This is a genomic window from Priestia sp. SB1 (genome assembly GCF_038898415.1).
In genome coordinates this window covers 174,684-194,189 of record NZ_JBBJSS010000001.1, presented here as the reverse complement: position 1 = coordinate 194,189, position 19,506 = coordinate 174,684, and the positions used below count along the sequence as shown (strand labels likewise).

At 39.4% G+C, this 19,506-nt stretch carries 17 protein-coding genes; 16 read left to right on the top strand and 1 reads right to left on the bottom strand.

The genetic code is table 11. From position 1 onward, the window contains the following. The first annotated feature begins 65 nt into the window (after positions 1–65). The 12 genes from WKH56_RS01015 (at position 66) to WKH56_RS00960 (ending at position 14,298) form a co-directional block, all read left to right on the top strand. A complete protein-coding gene (locus WKH56_RS01015) occupies positions 66–923 on the top strand; it encodes a hypothetical protein (protein WP_048019874.1) in 858 nt (285 codons plus the stop codon). 251 nt (positions 924–1,174) lie between these two features. Continuing rightward, positions 1,175–1,867, top strand: a complete 693-nt coding sequence (locus tag WKH56_RS01010; protein ID WP_342834715.1) for a copper homeostasis protein CutC — start codon at positions 1,175–1,177, stop codon at positions 1,865–1,867. Positions 1,868–2,129: 262 nt separating this feature from the next. Further along, on the top strand, positions 2,130–3,494 hold the full coding sequence (locus WKH56_RS01005) for an aspartate aminotransferase family protein (protein ID WP_048019875.1): 1,365 nt from the start codon (positions 2,130–2,132) through the stop codon (positions 3,492–3,494). Position 3,495: 1 nt separating this feature from the next. Next, the gene (locus tag WKH56_RS01000; protein ID WP_243495100.1) at positions 3,496–5,016 is read left to right on the top strand and encodes a pyridoxal phosphate-dependent decarboxylase family protein; all 1,521 of its coding nucleotides are present in this window, start codon (positions 3,496–3,498) and stop codon (positions 5,014–5,016) included. Then, positions 4,994–6,748 (top strand): IucA/IucC family protein, encoded by a 1,755-nt coding sequence (locus WKH56_RS00995; RefSeq protein WP_063248373.1) that lies wholly within the window; start codon positions 4,994–4,996, stop codon positions 6,746–6,748. Before WKH56_RS01000 ends, WKH56_RS00995 begins: the two co-directional genes overlap by 23 nt. Then, the gene (locus WKH56_RS00990) at positions 6,745–7,338 is read left to right on the top strand and encodes a GNAT family N-acetyltransferase (protein ID WP_310884070.1); all 594 of its coding nucleotides are present in this window, start codon (positions 6,745–6,747) and stop codon (positions 7,336–7,338) included. Before WKH56_RS00995 ends, WKH56_RS00990 begins: the two co-directional genes overlap by 4 nt. Next, positions 7,317–8,606, top strand: coding sequence for a lysine N(6)-hydroxylase/L-ornithine N(5)-oxygenase family protein (locus WKH56_RS00985; protein WP_063248371.1), 1,290 nt, complete (start codon positions 7,317–7,319; stop codon positions 8,604–8,606). Before WKH56_RS00990 ends, WKH56_RS00985 begins: the two co-directional genes overlap by 22 nt. 3 nt (positions 8,607–8,609) lie before the next feature. Then, the gene (locus WKH56_RS00980) at positions 8,610–9,764 is read left to right on the top strand and encodes an MFS transporter (RefSeq protein ID WP_221832095.1); all 1,155 of its coding nucleotides are present in this window, start codon (positions 8,610–8,612) and stop codon (positions 9,762–9,764) included. Further along, positions 9,761–11,566: an IucA/IucC family protein gene (locus WKH56_RS00975; RefSeq protein ID WP_221832097.1), complete on the top strand. Its 1,806-nt coding sequence runs from the start codon at positions 9,761–9,763 to the stop codon at positions 11,564–11,566. Before WKH56_RS00980 ends, WKH56_RS00975 begins: the two co-directional genes overlap by 4 nt. Positions 11,567–11,850: 284 nt before the next feature. Then, the gene (gene purU / locus WKH56_RS00970; protein ID WP_063248368.1) at positions 11,851–12,753 is read left to right on the top strand and encodes a formyltetrahydrofolate deformylase; all 903 of its coding nucleotides are present in this window, start codon (positions 11,851–11,853) and stop codon (positions 12,751–12,753) included. Between the two features lie 268 nt (positions 12,754–13,021). Beyond that, positions 13,022–13,816: a thymidylate synthase gene (locus WKH56_RS00965; RefSeq protein ID WP_013058746.1), complete on the top strand. Its 795-nt coding sequence runs from the start codon at positions 13,022–13,024 to the stop codon at positions 13,814–13,816. Continuing rightward, on the top strand, positions 13,813–14,298 hold the full coding sequence (locus WKH56_RS00960; protein ID WP_016765324.1) for a dihydrofolate reductase: 486 nt from the start codon (positions 13,813–13,815) through the stop codon (positions 14,296–14,298). The genes WKH56_RS00965 and WKH56_RS00960 overlap by 4 nt, the downstream gene beginning before the upstream one ends. 294 nt (positions 14,299–14,592) lie before the next feature. Here WKH56_RS00960 and WKH56_RS00955 read toward each other — a convergent pair whose 3' ends face one another. Beyond that, a complete protein-coding gene (locus WKH56_RS00955) occupies positions 14,593–14,811 on the bottom strand; it encodes a hypothetical protein (RefSeq protein ID WP_048019884.1) in 219 nt (72 codons plus the stop codon). A gap of 231 nt (positions 14,812–15,042) precedes the next feature. On the opposite strand from WKH56_RS00955, the gene ilvA reads away from it, so the two are divergent. The 4 genes from ilvA (at position 15,043) to WKH56_RS00935 (ending at position 19,506) form a co-directional block, all read left to right on the top strand. After that, positions 15,043–16,314: a threonine ammonia-lyase IlvA gene (ilvA, locus tag WKH56_RS00950; RefSeq protein ID WP_013084697.1), complete on the top strand. Its 1,272-nt coding sequence runs from the start codon at positions 15,043–15,045 to the stop codon at positions 16,312–16,314. A gap of 161 nt (positions 16,315–16,475) precedes the next feature. Then, positions 16,476–16,727, top strand: a complete 252-nt coding sequence (locus tag WKH56_RS00945) for a YpmP family protein (RefSeq protein WP_013058743.1) — start codon at positions 16,476–16,478, stop codon at positions 16,725–16,727. A 169-nt stretch (positions 16,728–16,896) separates the two neighbouring features. Then, the gene (locus WKH56_RS00940) at positions 16,897–17,739 is read left to right on the top strand and encodes a DegV family protein (RefSeq protein ID WP_048019885.1); all 843 of its coding nucleotides are present in this window, start codon (positions 16,897–16,899) and stop codon (positions 17,737–17,739) included. Positions 17,740–17,889: 150 nt separating this feature from the next. After that, positions 17,890–19,506 carry an ATP-binding protein gene (locus WKH56_RS00935; protein ID WP_168761227.1) on the top strand — a complete coding sequence of 539 codons (1,617 nt, stop codon included), beginning with the start codon at positions 17,890–17,892 and terminating at the stop codon, positions 19,504–19,506.

Genomic DNA, 19,506 nt, shown 5'->3' with positions numbered 1-19,506 from the left:
ATTTCAGATTGATGGTAAAAAGAATAACGTAAACAGAGTAAGAGAATGGGAAGGAGCCCTTAAAAATGAGAAATTCGTATGGAATGAAACAAACCGGACAACCGATATCCAATCCATATATGCAAGCAGCACCTAAGCCTGCTAAAATGCCGCCGATGCCTTCTGCAAAGGAAATGCAGGCAATGCCGATGCACGGAGAAATGCCGCCGATGAAAGACGGAATGCCGTCGATGCATGGCGGAATGAGTCAAATGCCAACTATGCAAAAAGACATGAATCAAATGCCAATGTACGGAGAACTACCGCCAATGCATGGAGGGATGGATCAAATGCCCATGAAAGACGGAATGCCGCCAATGCATGGAGGGATGGATCAAATGCCCATGAAAGACGGAATGCCGCCAATGCATGGAGGGATGGGTCAAATGCCAATGCATGGAGGAATGCCGCCAATGCACGGAGGGATGGGTCAAATGCCGATGCAAGGTGGAATGCCGCCAATGCACGGAGGGATGGGTCAAATGCCGATGCAAGGTGGAATGCCGCCAATGCACGAAGGAATGTGCCAAATGCCGATGCAAGGTGGAATGCCGCCAATGCACGGAGGAATGGGTCAAATGCCGATGCATGGAGGAATGCCGCCAATGCACGGAGGAATGGGTCAAATGCCAATTCAAGGTGGAATGCCGCCAATGTACGGAGGAATGGGTCAAATGCCGATGCAAGAAGGAATGCCGCCAATGCACGGAGGAATGGGTCAAATGCCGATGCAAGGTGGAATGCCGCCAATGCACGGAGGGATGGGTCAAATGCCGATGCATGATTGCGGATGCCGCGATGTCTCAGCACCTGTTGGTCATCAGCAGCCTCATTCTTTAAATGAGTGGATGTTCATGCAACAAACAAATCCACGCTCTTTTTAATAAACCCTTTACCCTAGATAAAAGGGATGTATTTTTGGATCTTTAGTATAAATATAGAATTTTATTGATTGAAACGTCATGAGAAAAAGAATAGTTCTTACTCTTTTTCCATGACATTCAATTTTTTGAAAATATTAATCACATCTTTTGGGTGTTTTCTTACATAAGAGAGTTTGGTAGAGTTTTTTAAGTATAAATACAGGGAAAAGAAGGCAAAAGCTCTATATTAAAGGGGAAAGGGTGTTTTTAGAATGATATTAGAAGTCACAGCTGCAACCTTGCATGATGCTAAAGTTGCCCAGGAACATGGTGCCGATCGTATAAGTCTTGTAACTGGAATCGGTGAAGGCGGCTTAACCCCAAGCTACGGTTTGATGAAAAAAGTGAAAGAAACGATACATATCCCAATATTTGTGATGATTCGTCCACATAATCAATCTTTTCAATATGATGAAGATGATTTGCAAACAATGATTGAAGATATTCACTATGCAAGAGAAATTGGCATTGATGGAATTGAAATTGGCTGTTTAACAGAAGACAAAATTATCGATGAGCAAGCTTTAAAGCGACTGCTGGATGCGGCAGGAGAAATGAACGTAACGTTCCACTTAGCATTTGATGAAATCAGTGATCAAGAAAAGGCGCTTGAAACGCTTTTAAGCTATAAGCAAATTCAGCGTGTCATGACTTCAGGAGCGGATAAAAGTGCGCTAAACGGTATTCCTCATATTAAAAAGCTGTTAAGAAGAATGAAAGATAAAGATATTATTTTAATCGGGACAAAAGGGCTGAAGCCTGAAAATCTTCAAGCGTTCTTATCCGTTACTCCCGTGAAAGAAATTCGTATTGGTTTAGGGGTTCGAGTAAATTGTCAATATACGAAACCGCTTGACCCAAGGAGTGTAAAAGCTGCAAAAGAAACGATGAATAAGCAAAAGTAACAGAAGTGCTACAAGAAATTGTAGCACTTTTTTATTTGGAAATAGAAAGGGACTTATTACATAGTTTTCCCTAATTGGAAAACAACATAAAACTCTTTCAACCCTTGATACACAAGAGAAATACTGAGTTTTTGCGACTGTAGAGTGAAATAGGAATAATTTCATATTTTCAGAATAATTATTGACAGTGATAATCATTATCATTTATTGTTGTAATTGTTAATGAAAATCATTATCAATTGAACAAACAGGAGGATATGATATGTCAACGTCAACGAAACAACTTACATCAAACGAAATGCTGCTTGCTATGCAAAATGAACGAGAATCCAATGCAAGATCTTATCCTAGACGCCTTCCTATTGCGATTAAACAGGCAAAAGGCGCCGTGATCACGGATATGGATGGAAAAGAGTATATTGATTGTTTAGCAGGAGCCGGCACACTTGCTCTTGGTCATAACCATCACGTAGTTCATGAAGCAATTCAAGACGTTTTAGCAAAATCTATTCCTTTACATACATTAGATTTAACAACGCCTGTAAAAGAAGCTTTTATCGATGAAGTATTCGCTAGTTTGCCGGAAAATTTCGCAAGCAAAGCGAAAATTCAGTTTTGCGGTCCCACTGGAGGAGACGCAATTGAAGCGGCTTTGAAACTTGTGAAAACAGCAACAGGCAACCGAACGATTTTATCTTTTCAAGGGGGATATCACGGCTCCACACACGGAACATTAAGCATCAGCGGTACAACGAGTCCAAAAAAGCACATTCATGCGCTAGTGCCAGATACACATTTTTTACCCTACCCATATGAATATCGCTGCCCTTTTGGCGTAGGTGCTGAAGGACACACGTATATTAGTACATATATTGAAAATATGCTGGATGATCCTGAGAGCGGAATTGTTACTCCTGCCGGTGTTGTAGTAGAAATTGTACAAGGAGAAGGAGGCTCTGTTCCAGCACCGATTCCATGGTTAAAAGAGCTTCGGCGAATTACAAAAGAACGAAATATTCCGCTTATTGTGGATGAAGTTCAAACTGGAATTGGACGAACAGGAAAACTGTATGCATTTGAGCACGCTGATATCGAACCAGATGTATTAGTACTGTCTAAAGCCATTGGAGGAAGCCTTCCATTATCCGTTGTTCTGTATGATAAAAGGCTTGATCAATGGGAAGCAGGTGCACATATCGGCACCTTTAGAGGAAATCAGCTTGCAATGGCTACAGGACGGGCTACTCTGCAATTTATAAAACAAGAAAACTTACCTGCGCATGCTCACGAGTTGGGAGCCTACATTCAAAGCCAGCTAAGACATATTCAAAAGCAAGTATTGTCGATTGGAGATGTACGCGGAAGAGGTTTGATGCTGGGTGTTGAAATCATCGACGCGACAAAGCCGGCTAATAAAATCGGCAGTCATCCTGCAAACGGTGAGTTAGCTAAGCTGATTCAAAAAGAATGTTTTAACAGAGGCGTCATTTTAGAAGTCGGTGGAAGGCATGGTGCTGTTATTCGTTTGCTTCCTCCATTAATTTTAACGAAACAACAAACGGATGAAATATTAACGAAATTTGAAGAAGCGGTAAAAGCAGCAGAAGAGAAGTGGGTGAATAAATAGAATGGCACCGTTTGAAAAGTGGTTTTTATCATCATCAAAGGAAAGCCTCGAGAATTATGAAGCGATGATAGGCGGAATGACTGAGATGATCAAACGTCACTACTATGAATTAAAGTCCGCTTATACTCACATCGACGTTGAAGAGCTGTCAAACTTAGTCAATCGTTCTGTCTATTTTAGCAAGCACGAACAGCCGCTAGAAGATTTATTTGATAACGTACAAGCAGTAGTGATGAATCATTCGCTTCATATTTCGCATCCCGGAGCAATGGCGCACTTGCATTGCCCTCCGATTATACCCGCTCTTGCTGCGGAAGTGATGATTTCTGCTTTGAATCAATCTATGGACTCGTGGGATCAAAGTCCGGCAGCTACGTATATAGAAGATAAAGTGATTGATGAGTTAACACAACAAATTGGTTATCCAAGCTCATCTTCAGGCATTTTTACAAGCGGAGGGACGCAGTCAAATTATATGGGACTCCTGCTTGCTCGTAATGAATATTGCCATTCTGCCTTTTCAATGGATGTTAGTAAAGAAGGCTTACCGTTCCAAGCTAAAAAACTGCGGATTTTCTGCTCGGAAAAAGCGCACTTTACGGTGCAACAATCTGCAGCTCAGCTTGGGCTGGGCATGCGTGCAGTGGTGAGTGTAAAGTGCAATGAGCAGCATGAAATGGATATAAAAAGCTTAGAAGAAGCAATACAGGAAGTGAAAGCTCAGGGCAACCTTCCCTTTGCTATTGTAGCAACGGCAGGTACAACAGATTTTGGCAGTGTAGATCCTCTTTTTGAAATAAGTGAGCTTGCTAAAAAAGAAGGGCTCTGGCTCCATGCTGACGCCGCTTATGGAGGAGGGCTGCTGTTTTCCCATAAGTACCGTGAACGCTTACAAGCTCTTGAACAAGCGGATTCTATCACGATGGATTTTCATAAATGGTTTTATCAGCCTGTAAGCTGCGGAGCATTTTTGCTGAAAAATTCAGCTATGTTTAAACACATTCAGCTTCATGCAGATTATTTAAATCCTGAAGAAGATGAGCATGTGCACTTAGTAGACCGCAGCATTCAAACGACAAAGCGGTTTGACGCCTTGAAGCTCTGGCTTACTTTCGGTGCAGTAGGTGCAAATGAATACGGAGAAATGGTTGACCACACGATTGAAACTGCTAAGCAAACAGCTGACTACTTACAAAAACAAAGGAATGTAGAAGTGTTAAATGACCCTTATATGAACGCGGTTGTCTTTCGCTATGTACCAGATATTTTATATAGTGATTGTCAAAAGCAGCAGCATTATGAAAATAGGTTGAATCAGCGTATTCAGCAGCACTTATACGAAAAAGGCACGTTTATCATGGCAAAAACAAAGCATAAAGAACGAGTCTATTTAAAACTAACGATGTTAAATCCTATGATTACATTTGATTCTGTTGTCACTCATTTAGAAGAAGTTGTTGCTTTAGGCAAACAGTTGGAGAAAAAGGAGGAGCGATTACGTGAACGCTCAGTTATCGGCTAATTTTATTACGATGCAAAACATTATTAATTGCTATATTCGAGAGACAGGTAAGGGAGTATGGCAGTCCGTTTCAGAAATAAAAAGTGAGGAAACGCTCGTTCTTAGACTAGAAAAACAGCCGGTAACTCTTTACTTTCCAGTAAAGTACCGCTCAGCCACCGGACGTCACTTGTTCTTTTCAAACTTTTCTTATCGTATTCAGCAAGAGGAGATTAAGGAGTTAGATATCGTCACTCTTTTGGCCTTTCTTTTAAAAGAAGTAACGGATCATTTAGTACAAGTAAATGAGCTAATTATACGTGTTCTATTAAGCTATGAAAATATGAAATTATTCATTGAAAAAAGGCAGAAAGAGTTAGAGACGTGCTATAAATGGGACAAAACGTTCTTAGAATCTGAACAGTCCCTGCTTATTGGGCACCAGCTGCATCCAACACCTAAAAGCCGCCAAGGGATATTACCTGAAGAAGAAGAGGTATTTGGACCTGAAGTGAACGGGGAATTTCAGCTTCATTATTTTAAAGCGCATGCATCTCTCGTTGCAGAACAGTCCGCTGGAAATCAAACCGCTTCACAGCTTATTAAAGAGCAGCTGAAAAAAGATAAGACGGTTTCTGAAGAATTCATACATTCTTATTGCCAAGCGGACGATTATTCACTTATACCTATGCATCCGCTGCAAGCTCGTTATCTTTTAGGAAAAGAAGAAGTGTGCCAATGGATTCAAAAAGGCAGGCTTGCTTATCTAGGGCCACACGGTCAGCCGTTTTATCCGACTTCGTCTGTTCGAACCGTATACAGTAACAATGCAGATGTGATGTACAAATTTTCCATTCCGGTAAAGATCACTAATTCACTGAGAGTGAACAAACGCAAAGAATTAAGCAGAGGGGTAGAAGTTAGCCGTTTATTGCAAAAGGGATTACAGGCGGAGCTTCACGAAAATCATCCGGCTTTTCAAGTAATTGAAGACCCTGCTTACATCACGCTTGGAGAAAAGGAGCTTGGATTTGAAGTTATGATTCGAAGCAATCCTTTTCAAGGTAAGCAAGGGGATCGTACAACACTTCTAGCCAGTTTGTGTCAAGATCATGTGTTTGGAGAAGCTTCTCAAATTGAAAATATTATTCATCACATTGCTGCAAGTGAAAATAGCACGACTGAAGATGTAAGCAAGCGCTGGTTTAAACGCTATTTAGACGTATCTTTTCATCCTATGATGTGGCTTTACACTCAAAAAGGAATTGCGCTGGAAGCTCATCAGCAAAACTCCGTTATTAAACTTGATGAAAACGGACATCCATCGGTGTTTTACTACCGCGATAACCAAGGCTATTACTTTATGAAATCAAAGGAACAAGAGCTTCGCAAGCTGCTTCCTTTCTTAAACGGAGAAAGCGATACGGTCTGTGATGACGCTATAGCAGAAGAAAGATTTCGTTATTACGTATTTTTTAATCATATTTTAGGATTAGTTAACGCTTTTGGTGCAGCTGGCCTCACTCAAGAATCAGATCTGCTATTGATTTTGCGACAAGAGATCGAGATGTACAAAGAAAAAGATCATACAGGGCTTGTTTCATCAATGTTAGAAGAGAAAGTGCTTCCTTGCAAAGCCAACTTCTTAACGCGCGTTCATGATATGGATGAGCTGGTAGGATCTCTTGAAACACAGTCTGTTTATGTAAATGTCGAGAATCCATTGTTCGAATCTGCAGGTGTACGTGTATGAAATCAGCCTTGCAAACGCAGTATCCATTTATGATTCAGCAAAAGGAGCAGAGCATTACCTTTCGCTCTGTTTCTTTTGCAAAAGATTTCGAACGGCTGTACAAGTGGATGCATGAACCGCATGTTATTCCGTATTGGAATTTAAATATTTCAAAACAGGCGTACGAGCAGCATTTAAAAACATTTCTCGCTGATTCCCATCAAAAACTGCTAATCGGAGAAATTGATGGTGTACCTATGAGCTATTGGGAATCTTATATGGTTGAAGGCGACATAATCAGTAACTATTATCCTTATGAAAAAGGAGATCAAGGGATTCATTTATTAATTGGAGAACCTGATTTTTTAGGAAAAGGCTATATTTATCCGCTCCTTCTTAGTTTACTAAAGCACAAGTTCGAGGTAGCGGATACTGCTAAAGTAATAGCGGAGCCAGATAGACGAAATGAAAAAATGATTGCAGTATTTAAAAAATGTGGGTTTCAATTCATGAAAGAAGTGTCGCTGCCTGATAAAACGGGTGTACTGCTGAAATGTGAAAGAGAAGTATTTGAAAGAAGGTGGAGCGAATGGAACAACGGGACATTTTAGACGTAATTGGAGTAGGAGTTGGTCCATTTAATTTAGGATTAGCCGCTTTAATCGATAAAACAGATTGTACATATAAATGTTTTGAACAAAAGAATGAGTTTAATTGGCATCCAGGAATGCTTTTGGAAGGAACAACACTTCAAGTGCCGTTTATGGCAGATGTGGTCACGATGGTGGATCCGAAGAGTCCATACACCTTCTTGAATTATTTGCATGAGCATGAGCGCTTGTATCAGTTTTATTTCTTTGAAAAGTTTCATATTCCGAGAAATGAATACAATCACTATTGCCGCTGGGTAGCGAGCCAGCTGAGTGGGCTTGAATTTAACAGCACAGTAAAAGAAGTAAAAATGCATGAAGACGCTAAGCCTTACTACGAAGTAACAGTTGAAAAAGAAGGAAAGCTTTATACCTATTACAGCTATCATCTTGTTACTGGAGTAGGTACGCAGCCCGTAGTGCCAAGAGACTTTCAAACAGTGGCAAGCGATACGTTTTATCACTCCGCTCATTACAAAATGAAGCGTCAGCAAACGCTGCAGGCTAAAAGCATAACCGTAATTGGCTCTGGTCAAAGTGCAGCTGAAATTGTCTATGATTTACTTCAACAGCAGCCTGAGTTTGAGTATAAGCTGAATTGGTATACGCGCTCAAAAGGTTTTTATCCAATGGAATATTCAAAGCTTGGTCTTGAACATTTTTCACCGGATTATACCCGCTATTTTTACAGATTGCCCGAAGAGAAAAAAGAGAGCGTTTTACGAAATCAAGCTCTCCTCTATAAAGGAATAAGCTTTGAAACAATCGGGAATATTTATGATTTGATTTACGAACGAACAATTGGAGGAAAAGAAGTGCCTCTAACGATGCGCGCGCTTACGGAACTTGCAGGTGTTGAAAAGATAAACGATACACATCTTCTGACTCTTCACCAATACGAGCAGGACTCATTTGAAAAAGAAGAAAGTGAAATTGTCATTATGGCTACTGGCTATCATGCAAAAGAGCCTGCTTTTATGGAAGGTTTAAAAGAACATGTACTATTCGATGAAAAAGGCCAGCTGAAAATTAACGAACGCTATCAAGTTGAGATGAAGAAGAAAGGAGCCCCGCTATTTGTGCAAAACGGAGAGCTTCATACACACGGAGTTGGAGCACCGGACTTAGGTTTAGGCGCTCATCGCAATGCTGTTTTGATTAACCAAATTGCAGGCAAAAGCGTGTACAAAATATATAAAAATACTGTTTTCCAAAAGTTCGGATTTTAAGAAATGATTTCTCCGCGCTTTGTTTTTATCTGCTTGTTTATGACCATGACGTCAGAAGTATTATTATCACCATTTTATCCACAGTATTTTACACATGCATTTCATGTAGATGGAGTGGCGATGACGTCTTTTTTCATTATTTGCTGCCGGATTGTGGTCATTGTTATGACACCTTTATGGGGAATGCTGTTTAAGAAATGGAACGTAAAATATGTAGTTGTAACGTCACTTTTAATGACGGCCTTAATTAAAGTCATTTTGAGCGAAGTTTCTACTTTTTATGGATTTTTAGCTACTTCCTTAGTGCTGCTCCTATTTCAAAGCAGTTTATATCTTTTGTACCCCTATTTAGTAGGCGGCATGAAAAAAGGACAGAAAAAGGCAAGTGCTGCAACAACGTATGTATTTATTGTTCATACGGCGATTATTGTCGCTAGCTTGTTTGGAAGTACGGTTATTGCATGGGAAATGCCGCTTAACGTATATCAATACTTTGCTTTAATTGATATGGTACTGGCCGTATGGCTCTTAACAAGAAAAGCATTACCTTTAAAAGCAGAAAAAACGCCATCCATTCAAAGCATAAACGAGCCCATCTTTTTTTATTTGCTGGCGATTTTCTTTTTTTACCTTGGGCACAATGTCATTCGCCCTTATTTTACATTGTTTACACATGAAACATATGGCATGAGCAGTCAAGGCGGCGCTTTGCTGTATGCGATGCCGAGTATTATGGCGATTGTCTTAAAGCTTACGGTACCTACCAAACTATTGAACGGCAACGTTATACCGCTTTTTTATGGCATAACGGGTGCTAGTGTTTTGGTGCTGTGTTTGCAGGCATATGCTGATCATCTCAGCGTGTTTATTATCAGCCGAATTTTATATGGATCCGGGTTTTATCTCAGCATGGTTATACTGGATATCTATTTATTTCGAAAAAGTAAAGAAGCGGCTGCTTACTATTACAGCTGGCTTATTGCTGTTCAAAATATCGCTCTGCTGATTGCACCGATTGTAGCATTAGAAATCAGCAAAGTGGATTTGGCATTTCCTTTAGTAGCGGGAGCAGCTGCTTTGCTAGCTGCTAGCGCTGTAATGCCGCTGCGTAATAAAACAATCCCTATTCTAAGACAAGTAAAGGAGAATGAAGGATGAAAATCAAAGAAACGAATCTTTCCGTATTTAATAAGCAATCATGGGAAAAAGCAAATCGACAGCTTTTAGCTAAAATGCTGCAGGAATTTATGTATGAAAATATTATTGAGCCGAAACAACTGCAAAAACAGGGTGCGATTGCTATGTATCAATGGGAAGACCATCGGGGCGTTACGTATACATATCAAGCTCAACAGCGAATGTTTGATAGTTTTTCTGTACTGCCAGAAAGTATTAAACTAACATCTCAAACGTCAAACCCCACATTTTCAGAAGCACTGCAGCTGTTAATTAGCTTATCTGAAGACAAAGGAATGTCTAGCTCAACTGCAGGCCACTTAGCAAAAGAATATTTTCATACATTAGTAGCAGATTTGCATTTACAAAATCGAAAATCAGCTGATGAATTAGCAGATATGGATTATGCAGAGCTAGAAGGTGAAATGACGGGACATCCTTGGATTACGTATAATAAAGGGCGCATTGGGTTTGGTTATGATGACTATCTTCGGTTTGCGCCTGAGCAAAAACAAGAAATTCAGCTTTCATGGATTGCTGTAGAGAAGCAAATTGCTTCATTTCATTCGTTGGATACCCTTGGTTTTGATGATGTCATGAAGAAGGAGTTAAGCGCTGAGACGCTAGCTGAATTTGAAAAAGAGTTAACAAGCCAAAGTTTTTTACCTGCGGACTATTATTATATTCCCGTCCATGAATGGCAGTGGCTGAATGTAATTGTTCCTTTATTCGCTGAATACATTGCAAATAATTTAATTGTTCCGTTAGGAGAAGGTGAAGATCAATACTTGCCTCAGCAGTCGATTCGTACATTTGTGAATACAACAAATCGAGATAAATATCATGTAAAGCTTCCCATGAGTATATTAAATACCCTTGTATACAGAGGGCTTCCAAGTGAGCGGACGGTCATTGCACCTCAAGTCACTCAGCACATTAAAGGCATACGAGATCGCGATGCGTTTTTAAAAGATACGTGCAAAGTAGGACTTTTAGGTGAAGTGGCTACGTTAAACGTAACTCAGCCGACGTTCGCTTCTATTAAAAATGCGCCTTATCAGTATCTAGAGATGCTTGGAGTCGTTTGGCGTGAAAGCATTTATCAAGAGCTAGAAGAAGGAGAGCATGCGATTACGCTAGCTGCGCTTTTACATGTTGACAGTAAAGGGAAAGCTTTAGTTTCGTCATATATTGAAAAGTCAGGCTTAACTCCTAACGAGTGGATTGATGCGCTAACCAGCGCTGTGTTGCCGCCGCTACTTCATTACTTGTATCAATACGGCACTGTATTTTCCCCGCACGGTCAAAATACGGTACTGGTTCTTAAAAACAACAAGCCCGTTCGAATTATTATGAAGGATTTTGTAGACGACGTGAATATTAGCGATCAGCCGTTTGAAGAACTGCAGCAGCTATCTTTTGAATTAAAAGAAGTGCTGCGCAGCGAAGAGCCGGAAGGATTGACGCAGTTTATTTTAACAGGGTTATTTGTTTGTCACTTCCGCTATTTAGCAAGCATCTTAGAAGAGCATGAAGGTGTAGAAGAAGCAGACTTTTGGAAAAGTGTACGAGCAGAAATCTTGCATTATCAAGCATCATTTCCACATTTGAAAAAACGATTTGAACTGTTTGATTTATTACGTCCAACCATTACGAAATTAACGTTAAATCGAAATCGAATGTTTGATTACGGATACGAAGATGACGGAGATCGTCCTCACGCAAGCGAATATGGTACGGTGAGGAATGCCTTGCATGAAGTTAGTGAAAAAGCCGTGCAATAATAAGGAAAAGCCGCTGGTGTTGTGCCAGCGGCTTTTTATGGTTAATTCAAAAGCAGGAAGCGAAGGGGATGAGCTGCAGCACTTTAGGAAACACTCATTTTATGTATGTGTAGAACGTAAAGATCAGTGAATGAACGATTTGATGGAGTAGATGGTAGAACAACAAATACGCAAGCCGAAGCAAACGTTTCGGCTTTCTTTTGTCAAAGCCTTATTTCAATGTCGCATCGCTACAAGGATAATGGTACAATTGTCTGTATATTTAAAAAAAGAGAGGGAATTACATGAAATCGCATATTCAAAAACATTTAACTTCATATAAAGAGAAATATAAAAACCGAGGTCGGCTGCTAATTAGCTGTCCGGACAAACCGGGTATTGTAGCCGCTGTGTCTACGTTTTTACATGAGCACGGTGCAAATATTGTAGAATCAAGTCAACATTCAACAAACCATGAAGGCGGCATGTTTTTTATCCGTTTCGAATTTGAATGTGAGGATTTATTAGCTAAAGAAGTAAAGCTAGAAGAAAGCTTCAAAAAGATTGCCGATACATTTTCGATGAACTGGCAGTTTACATATGCTCATAATTTGAAAAAAACAGCTATTTTTGTGTCAAAAGAGCCTCACTGTCTGCTAGAGCTGCTGTGGGCGTGGGAAAGCGGAGACTTGATGACAGACATCGCTGTCGTTGTAAGCAATCACGAAGATGCGCGCGAAGTAGTTGAATCGTTTGGCATTCCATTTAAGTATATACCAGCGACAAAAGACATTCGTCAAGAAGCAGAAGCAAAACAGCTTCAAGTATTAAAAGATTATGATATTGATGTAATTATCTTAGCGCGTTATATGCAAATTTTAACGCCGACCTTTGTGGCTGAAAATCCGTATCGCATTATTAATATTCACCATTCATTCTTACCGGCATTCATTGGAGCACGTCCATATGAACGTGCATATCAACGAGGCGTAAAATTAATTGGTGCTACGTCTCACTATGTAACGGACGACTTGGATGAAGGACCAATTATTGAACAAGATATTGAACGCGTGAATCACCGTGATGATGCGGATGACTTAAAGAAAAAAGGCCGCTTAATTGAACGTACGGTGCTTGCACGCGCTGTGAAATGGCACTTAGAAGACCGCATTTTAGTGCATGAAAACCGCACAATTGTATTTAATTAACAAAGATTAAGCTGTTAAAAAGTAGTTTAGCCGAAGGAAGATCCGAACGATGAATTGAGATTCTTGAGAGAGAATGAAATTCGTTCGGATTTTTTTATGGTCATGGTAAACGTAGGTTTCATTAGGTCTCATTCTCGTTTTTTTTTTAGGGGAAATCGCGTACCTACATGATAAAGAACTTTTCTATATGAGCTGAGATTTAGTTGTTTACTTAGCCCGTGAACACTTATACAATAGAAAAGGACTTTTAATAAAGGAAGTGTCGGAAGTGAAACAATATCTTGAACTTTGCGAGCATGTGTTAGCAAATGGAACAAAAAAAGAAGATCGGACAGGAACAGGTACAATTAGCACATTTGGCTATCAAATGCGTTTTAATTTACAAGAAGGTTTCCCGGTATTAACGACAAAAAAACTTCATTTGAAATCAATTATTCATGAACTGCTTTGGTTTTTACAAGGAGATACAAACGTTAAGTATTTACAAGATAACGGCGTGCGCATTTGGAATGAATGGGCGGATGAAAACGGCGAGCTTGGCCCTGTATATGGTCATCAGTGGCGTTCATGGCCAACGCCGGACGGCGAAAAAATTGATCAAATTACAAATGTTATTAATCAAATCAAAAACAATCCTGATTCGCGCCGCTTAATGGTAAGCGCCTGGAATGTATCTGATGTAGACAATATGGCTTTGCCGCCTTGTCACTGCTTATTTCAGTTTTATGTAGCGGACGGCAAATTGTCTTGTCAATTGTATCAGCGCTCAGCTGATATTTTCCTAGGCGTACCGTTTAATATAGCTTCATATGCGCTGCTTACAATGATGGTGGCACAAGTGTGTGATTTAGAGCCAGGTGATTTTGTTCATACGTTTGGTGATGCGCATATCTACAGCAATCACATCGAACAAGTAAACCTGCAGTTAACGCGTGAGCCTCATGCATTACCAAAAATGAAAATTAATCCAGACGTAAAGTCAATTTTTGACTTTAAATTTGAAGACTTTGAGTTAGTAGATTATAATGCGCATCCTCATATCAAAGGAGCTGTGAGCGTATGATTTCCCTCATTGTCGCAATGGATCAAAATAGGCTGATAGGTAAAGAGAATGATTTGCCATGGCGTCTTCCGGAAGATTTAAAGTATTTCAAGCGCATCACAACGAGTCATACGATTGTAATGGGAAGAAAAACATTTGAATCAATTGGACGACCGCTCCCTAATCGCGAAAATGTGGTTCTTACGCGTCAAAAAGATTATCAGCAAGAAGGAGCTACCGTTATTCATTCAGTTGAGGAACTAGAAGCATTAGATGCTGAAAAAGAAGACGAGCTCTTTGTGATTGGTGGAGCTACTCTATATGAGCAAACATTAGACGTTGCAAACCGACTTTATATTACGCATATTGAAGAATCGTTCGAAGGAGATACACATTTTCCTGCGATTGATTTGAGCGAATGGAAAGTTATTTCGAAGCAGCAAGGAATTAAAGATGAAAAAAATCCCTACACGTATTATTTTACCGTATACGAGCGAAGCTGATTTCCCTTATTAAAAAAATGCGAGTCTGGGACAAAAGTATGGTAGTTGAAGAAAGATCCGAACGATTTATCGTTTGGATCTTTTTTTGTAATGGTCAACGTAGGTTTCATGTATGTAGGTGCTTTTAGCAGTTGATTGAAGGGCAAGGCGAAGACTCAGGCGGGAGCGGAAGCAATGAGGAGGCTCACCGTCCGCGGAAAGCGAAGTCTTGCACGGAAATCAACTGCGGTGTAAAAACCGATTCATATTAGACGTCTTTAGGTGGGAATGATTTCGTTATGTCTCAATCTCTTTTTATATGGATTTTAATTGCCTTATCATTTCGTGAAAAGCGGCTGTGCTAACAAACTGTTCAGCGCTCCAGTTTGCTTCAATCCATTGAATCAGCTCGCTTGGTGTATTAAAAACTTCTCCGCTTGTGTCTGCTTTGCGAAGCATATATCTACCGTTTTCTTCATCTGCAACTACTTCGCACGGAATGGCACTTTCATAACTTTGAAGTGAAAACTCCATTTATTCCACAACCTTTCTTAATTTATACCTGTTATAGCATCAGCTGCATGTAGAAAGTATGGGCAATTTTGTAAGTCTATTTAGCGTTTGCTAAACATATGTAAAGTATGTGGACAGTAAAATAGTTGGAAAAGTTTTTTTAGTCATTATTAATGAAAAATAATGATTTTTCTAAATTTTATGTGATATAATGTACAAATTAATAATGGTAGAACAGGAAGGAAGTTGGTTATGAAACAACAAGTAGATAATCGAACAAAACACGTACATTTAGAGGACATCATGATTGCAAATCAATTGATTAAAGATGTTGTTGTGCATACACCACTACAGCGTAATGACGTTTTGTCTGAACGATATGAATGTAATATCTATTTAAAACGTGAGGATTTACAGGTGGTGCGCTCATTTAAAATCCGCGGTGCGTACAATCGAATCAAAAAGTTATCCCCAGAAGAATTAGAAAATGGAATTGCCTGTGCAAGTGCAGGAAACCACGCACAAGGTGTAGCGTATGCGTGCCGTCATTTAAATATCGATGGTAAAATCTTTATGCCGAGCACAACGCCACGCCAAAAAATTAATCAAGTGAAATTTCTGGGCAAAGATAACGTAAAGGTCGTGCTAATCGGGGATACGTTTGATGATTCTTATGAACAAGCTATTGCATGCAGTGAAGAGGAGCATCGAACATTTATTCATCCATTTAATGATGTAGACGTTATTGCAGGACAGGGTACAGTAGCCGTTGAAATGTTCAATGACTGTGAAGATGAAATTGACTACGTATTTGCGGGTATCGGCGGGGGCGGATTAATTTCCGGTGTCGGCACATACGTAAAAAGCATCTCGCCTCAAACAGCTGTGATTGGGGTAGAACCAGCAGGCGCGCCTGGTATGCAGACATCTTTAGCAAATGGAAATGTAGTGACGCTACCGGCAATCGATCCATTTGTAGACGGAGCGGCTGTTAAAACAGTTGGAACGCTTCCGTATGACATCAGTAAAGAGCTTGTGGACGATATTGTAGTTGTTCCTGAAGGCAAGGTTTGCACAACCATTTTATCTCTATACAATGAAAATGCGATTGTAGCAGAACCAGCAGGAGCTCTTTCGATTGCTGCTCTTGACTCATACCGTGAGCAAATTAAAGGAAAAACGGTTGTTTGCGTCATCAGCGGAGGCAACAATGACATTGGACGTATGCAAGAAATCAAAGAACGTTCGATGATTTATGAAGGATTACAGCATTATTTTATCGTTAACTTCCCTCAGCGCGCAGGAGCTCTTCGTGAATTTTTAGACGAAGTGCTTGGACCGACAGACGATATTTCACGCTTCGAGTATACGAAAAAGAATAACAAAGACAGCGGGCCTGCACTTGTGGGAATCGAGCTTAAGCATAAAGAAGATTATTATCCACTAATTAATCGTATGGATAAAAAAGGATTTCCTTACACAGAAATTAATAAAGAAAGCAACTTGTTTCACTTATTTATTTAAATAGAAGGTCGTTTTAAAAAGGAATGCTTCATCAACTGTCGAATAAGTTGATGAAGCATTTTTATTTTAAAAAATATTTGTGTTTTCTTTTTGTTTTATCAAGACAGAAAGTACCTCAAGCATTATAATAAAATAAACGGGTAAAAAGAGGGTTGATCGCCTTGCTATTAAAAAGCCTTGAATTTAAACATGTCAGTGGTCAAAAAGTAAAAATTACTGAAATTCCAGTTTTAGAGGAAAATAGCACGTTTCGGTTCATGTTATCTGCAAAACTTGATTTATTTATTAGACAAATCACGAACGAATCAGTTCCGAAGCAAACCTACTCGTTTCAAGAATATTTAAAACGCGTGCTGAAATGGAAAGATTACGAACAGCTCTTTAAGTCTCATGTATTAAAGCATAATGCATAAACGTAAAAGTTGACTTTTCTGAATATTTCAGCAGAGTCAACTTTTTTTGTTGACCTAAAAGGTTGAACATGCATTTTACGAATTAGCAAAACTTGCATTCTATTATAACTATATTGTTGTAAGCGTTCATGTTATACTAGTTTGCAATGCATCTTATAGGGGTGAACACATGTCGAAAATTAAAGTGGTAACGGATTCAACAATTGATTTAACGTTGGAAGAAGCTGAAAAATACGGTATTGAGATGATACCTTTATGTATTAATATTGATAATGAAACATATTTGGATCGCGTGGAATTAACGCCGACAGATTTTATTGAAAAAATGAAAAATTCAAAAGAATTACCAAAAAGCTCTCAGCCGGCTATTGGTTCTTTTGTTGAAGTATATGAACGATTAGTGAGTGAAGGGTATGACGTCATTTCCATTCATATGACTGGAGGAATGAGCGGAACCGTTCGAGCAGCTGAAAGCGCGGCTCAAATGGTGGAAGGAAATATCACCGTTGTTGATTCTATGTACATTACAAAAGCTCTTTCTTTTCAAGTCTTTGAAGCGGTGAAAATGATTGAAGAGGGGCATATGGTAGAAGAAATTGTCGCGCGCTTGGAAGAGGTGCGTCAAAATACGAATCTTTTTGTCGTAGTCGATACGCTTGAAAATTTGGTTAAAGGTGGACGTATTGGACGTGGAAAAGGGCTAATCGGTTCTCTTTTAAATATTAAGCCAATTGCTTCCCTAGCTGACGGAGTATACACTCCTGTTGCTAAAGTGCGCAGTCATTCTCAAATTGTTAAGTTTTTAACGAAGCAGTTCGAAGAGCATACAGAAGGAAAAAGTATTAAAGGAGTAGGGCTTGTACATGCAGATGGACTTGGGCTCGCTTCTAAGCTAAAAGAATCAATCGTGAAGGCAAGAGGCTATACGCAATTTTCGATTGAAGATACGACGCCTATTATCTCGACGCATACGGGTATTGGTGCAATTGGTTTTATGTATTTTGCTGAATAAAGTGAGTTGCTTTTTGCAAGTCACTTTTTTGGCTTTCTCTTTTTTGGAAAAAGGAGAAAGAGAAGTGGACGAACGTGTGATATAATAGAATCAACTTTCTACCAGCGAATGCTGTGCTGGTTACTATTCTTTTGAATCCGGAGTATACCGATGAAAAAATATATTCGAAATTTGAGTGTGTTTAACAAAACGGTTTTATTTTCTACTTTAATTGTAGTTGCCCTTGGAGTCATTTCTTTAGCCATTAGCTATCAAGTTCAAAAAAAAATGGCAAAAGAGACGTTAACGCAGCATGTGTTAATTATGGCCGATTTATGGAGGGAGTCTTTATCTAAACAAGACGTAATAGCAGCAGTGGATTCAAGGAACGGGCCGATTCCTGAAAAAGACGAGCTAGAAAAGCAGTTCAGAAAGATTTATGAATTGCATCCGTCGTACTTGCAGGGATATATTATGACGACCGAAAAATTCAAATCGCATGGAAATAAGATTATCGTAACAGCGAATAAGAAAATTAAGCAATCGCTAGAGCCGTCCATGATTTATTATGGGGGAGAAGAATTTTACAAATCATTTAAGGAAGCAGAACGAAAAAAGAAAAATATCGTAACATCTACATACAAAGACGAATTCGGGACGTGGATAACCGTTTTATCGCCTATTACAAACAGCTCTGGAAAAGTTGTGGCTATTCTTGGTGTAGATGTAGATGCAAGCGCTATCTATATCTATCAAAAACGTTTAATTGTGTGTTTGGTCGTTGCGTTTACGCTTCTGTTTACCTTCATTATTGTGATTCAAGACTGGGGACTAAGGCGATTAATGTCACCCCTTGGGGAATTAATAGAAGGAATTCAAGCGGTGAGTCAAGGGAAATTTGATGTGAAGCTGACACACGAAGATGATTCTGAGTTAGGGAATGTACACACAAGATTTAATGAAATGACCGAGCGGCTGCAGCAGCTTTTTCATCAAGTGTCAGTAACAAAAGAACACCTGAATGTAGAAACAGATCTCAGTCATACAAAAGACGGAATTACCAAAGCGATTGATGAATTGGAAGTTATTATGGAAAAAACGAGGATGCAAAAGGAATTGCAGCGAGCGGAGAAAATGAATGCAATTGGCCAATTAGCTGCTTCTGTAGCGCATGAAATTCGAAATCCTATGACGGTGGTAAAAGGGTTTTTGCAGCTGTTTCAAGATAACACAAAGCTTTCAAACACTGAATTAAGTTACATTCATCTTATGATTAATGAAATGGACAGAGCAGAAGCGATTATTCATGACTATTTATCGTTAGCCAAGCCGGATGTTCACCAGCATCGTTTTATTAACTGCTTGGAGTGTATTACAAGCTTAGTAGATTTATTATCTTCTTATGCTTTATTAACAAACAATATACTCATAGAATTAGACGCAAAAGAAGAGATGTATGTTCGCGGCAGCCGAAACGAATTGAATCAAGTTCTGCTTAATATTATGAAAAATGGAATTGAAGCCATGAGAGCTGGGGGAACGCTTCGAGTGGGGCTTTACAAGCGAGAAGGGCATGTACATATTCAAATTGAAGATACTGGTATAGGCATGACCAGTGAACAAGTAAAGCGGCTGGGAACAGCGTTTTATTCTTTAAAAGAAAAAGGAACAGGGATTGGTCTGATGGTTTCTTATCAACTGGTGGAACAAATGAATGGAAGAATTGAAGTGGAAAGCATACCAGGAAAAGGTTCAACGTTTATCTTGATTTTCCCTAGCTATGACTAA

Coding starts and splice junctions, on each gene's coding strand:
- WKH56_RS01015 (WP_048019874.1), top strand. CDS start 66: ATGAGAAATTCGTATGGAATGAAACAAACCGGACAACCGATATCCAAT.
- WKH56_RS01010 (WP_342834715.1), top strand. CDS start 1,175: ATGATATTAGAAGTCACAGCTGCAACCTTGCATGATGCTAAAGTTGCC.
- WKH56_RS01005 (WP_048019875.1), top strand. CDS start 2,130: ATGTCAACGTCAACGAAACAACTTACATCAAACGAAATGCTGCTTGCT.
- WKH56_RS01000 (WP_243495100.1), top strand. CDS start 3,496: ATGGCACCGTTTGAAAAGTGGTTTTTATCATCATCAAAGGAAAGCCTC.
- WKH56_RS00990 (WP_310884070.1), top strand. CDS start 6,745: ATGAAATCAGCCTTGCAAACGCAGTATCCATTTATGATTCAGCAAAAG.
- WKH56_RS00985 (WP_063248371.1), top strand. CDS start 7,317: ATGGAACAACGGGACATTTTAGACGTAATTGGAGTAGGAGTTGGTCCA.
- WKH56_RS00980 (WP_221832095.1), top strand. CDS start 8,610: ATGATTTCTCCGCGCTTTGTTTTTATCTGCTTGTTTATGACCATGACG.
- WKH56_RS00975 (WP_221832097.1), top strand. CDS start 9,761: ATGAAAATCAAAGAAACGAATCTTTCCGTATTTAATAAGCAATCATGG.
- purU (WP_063248368.1), top strand. CDS start 11,851: ATGAAATCGCATATTCAAAAACATTTAACTTCATATAAAGAGAAATAT.
- WKH56_RS00960 (WP_016765324.1), top strand. CDS start 13,813: ATGATTTCCCTCATTGTCGCAATGGATCAAAATAGGCTGATAGGTAAA.
- WKH56_RS00955 (WP_048019884.1), bottom strand. CDS start 14,811: ATGGAGTTTTCACTTCAAAGTTATGAAAGTGCCATTCCGTGCGAAGTA.
- ilvA (WP_013084697.1), top strand. CDS start 15,043: ATGAAACAACAAGTAGATAATCGAACAAAACACGTACATTTAGAGGAC.
- WKH56_RS00940 (WP_048019885.1), top strand. CDS start 16,897: ATGTCGAAAATTAAAGTGGTAACGGATTCAACAATTGATTTAACGTTG.
- WKH56_RS00935 (WP_168761227.1), top strand. CDS start 17,890: ATGAAAAAATATATTCGAAATTTGAGTGTGTTTAACAAAACGGTTTTA.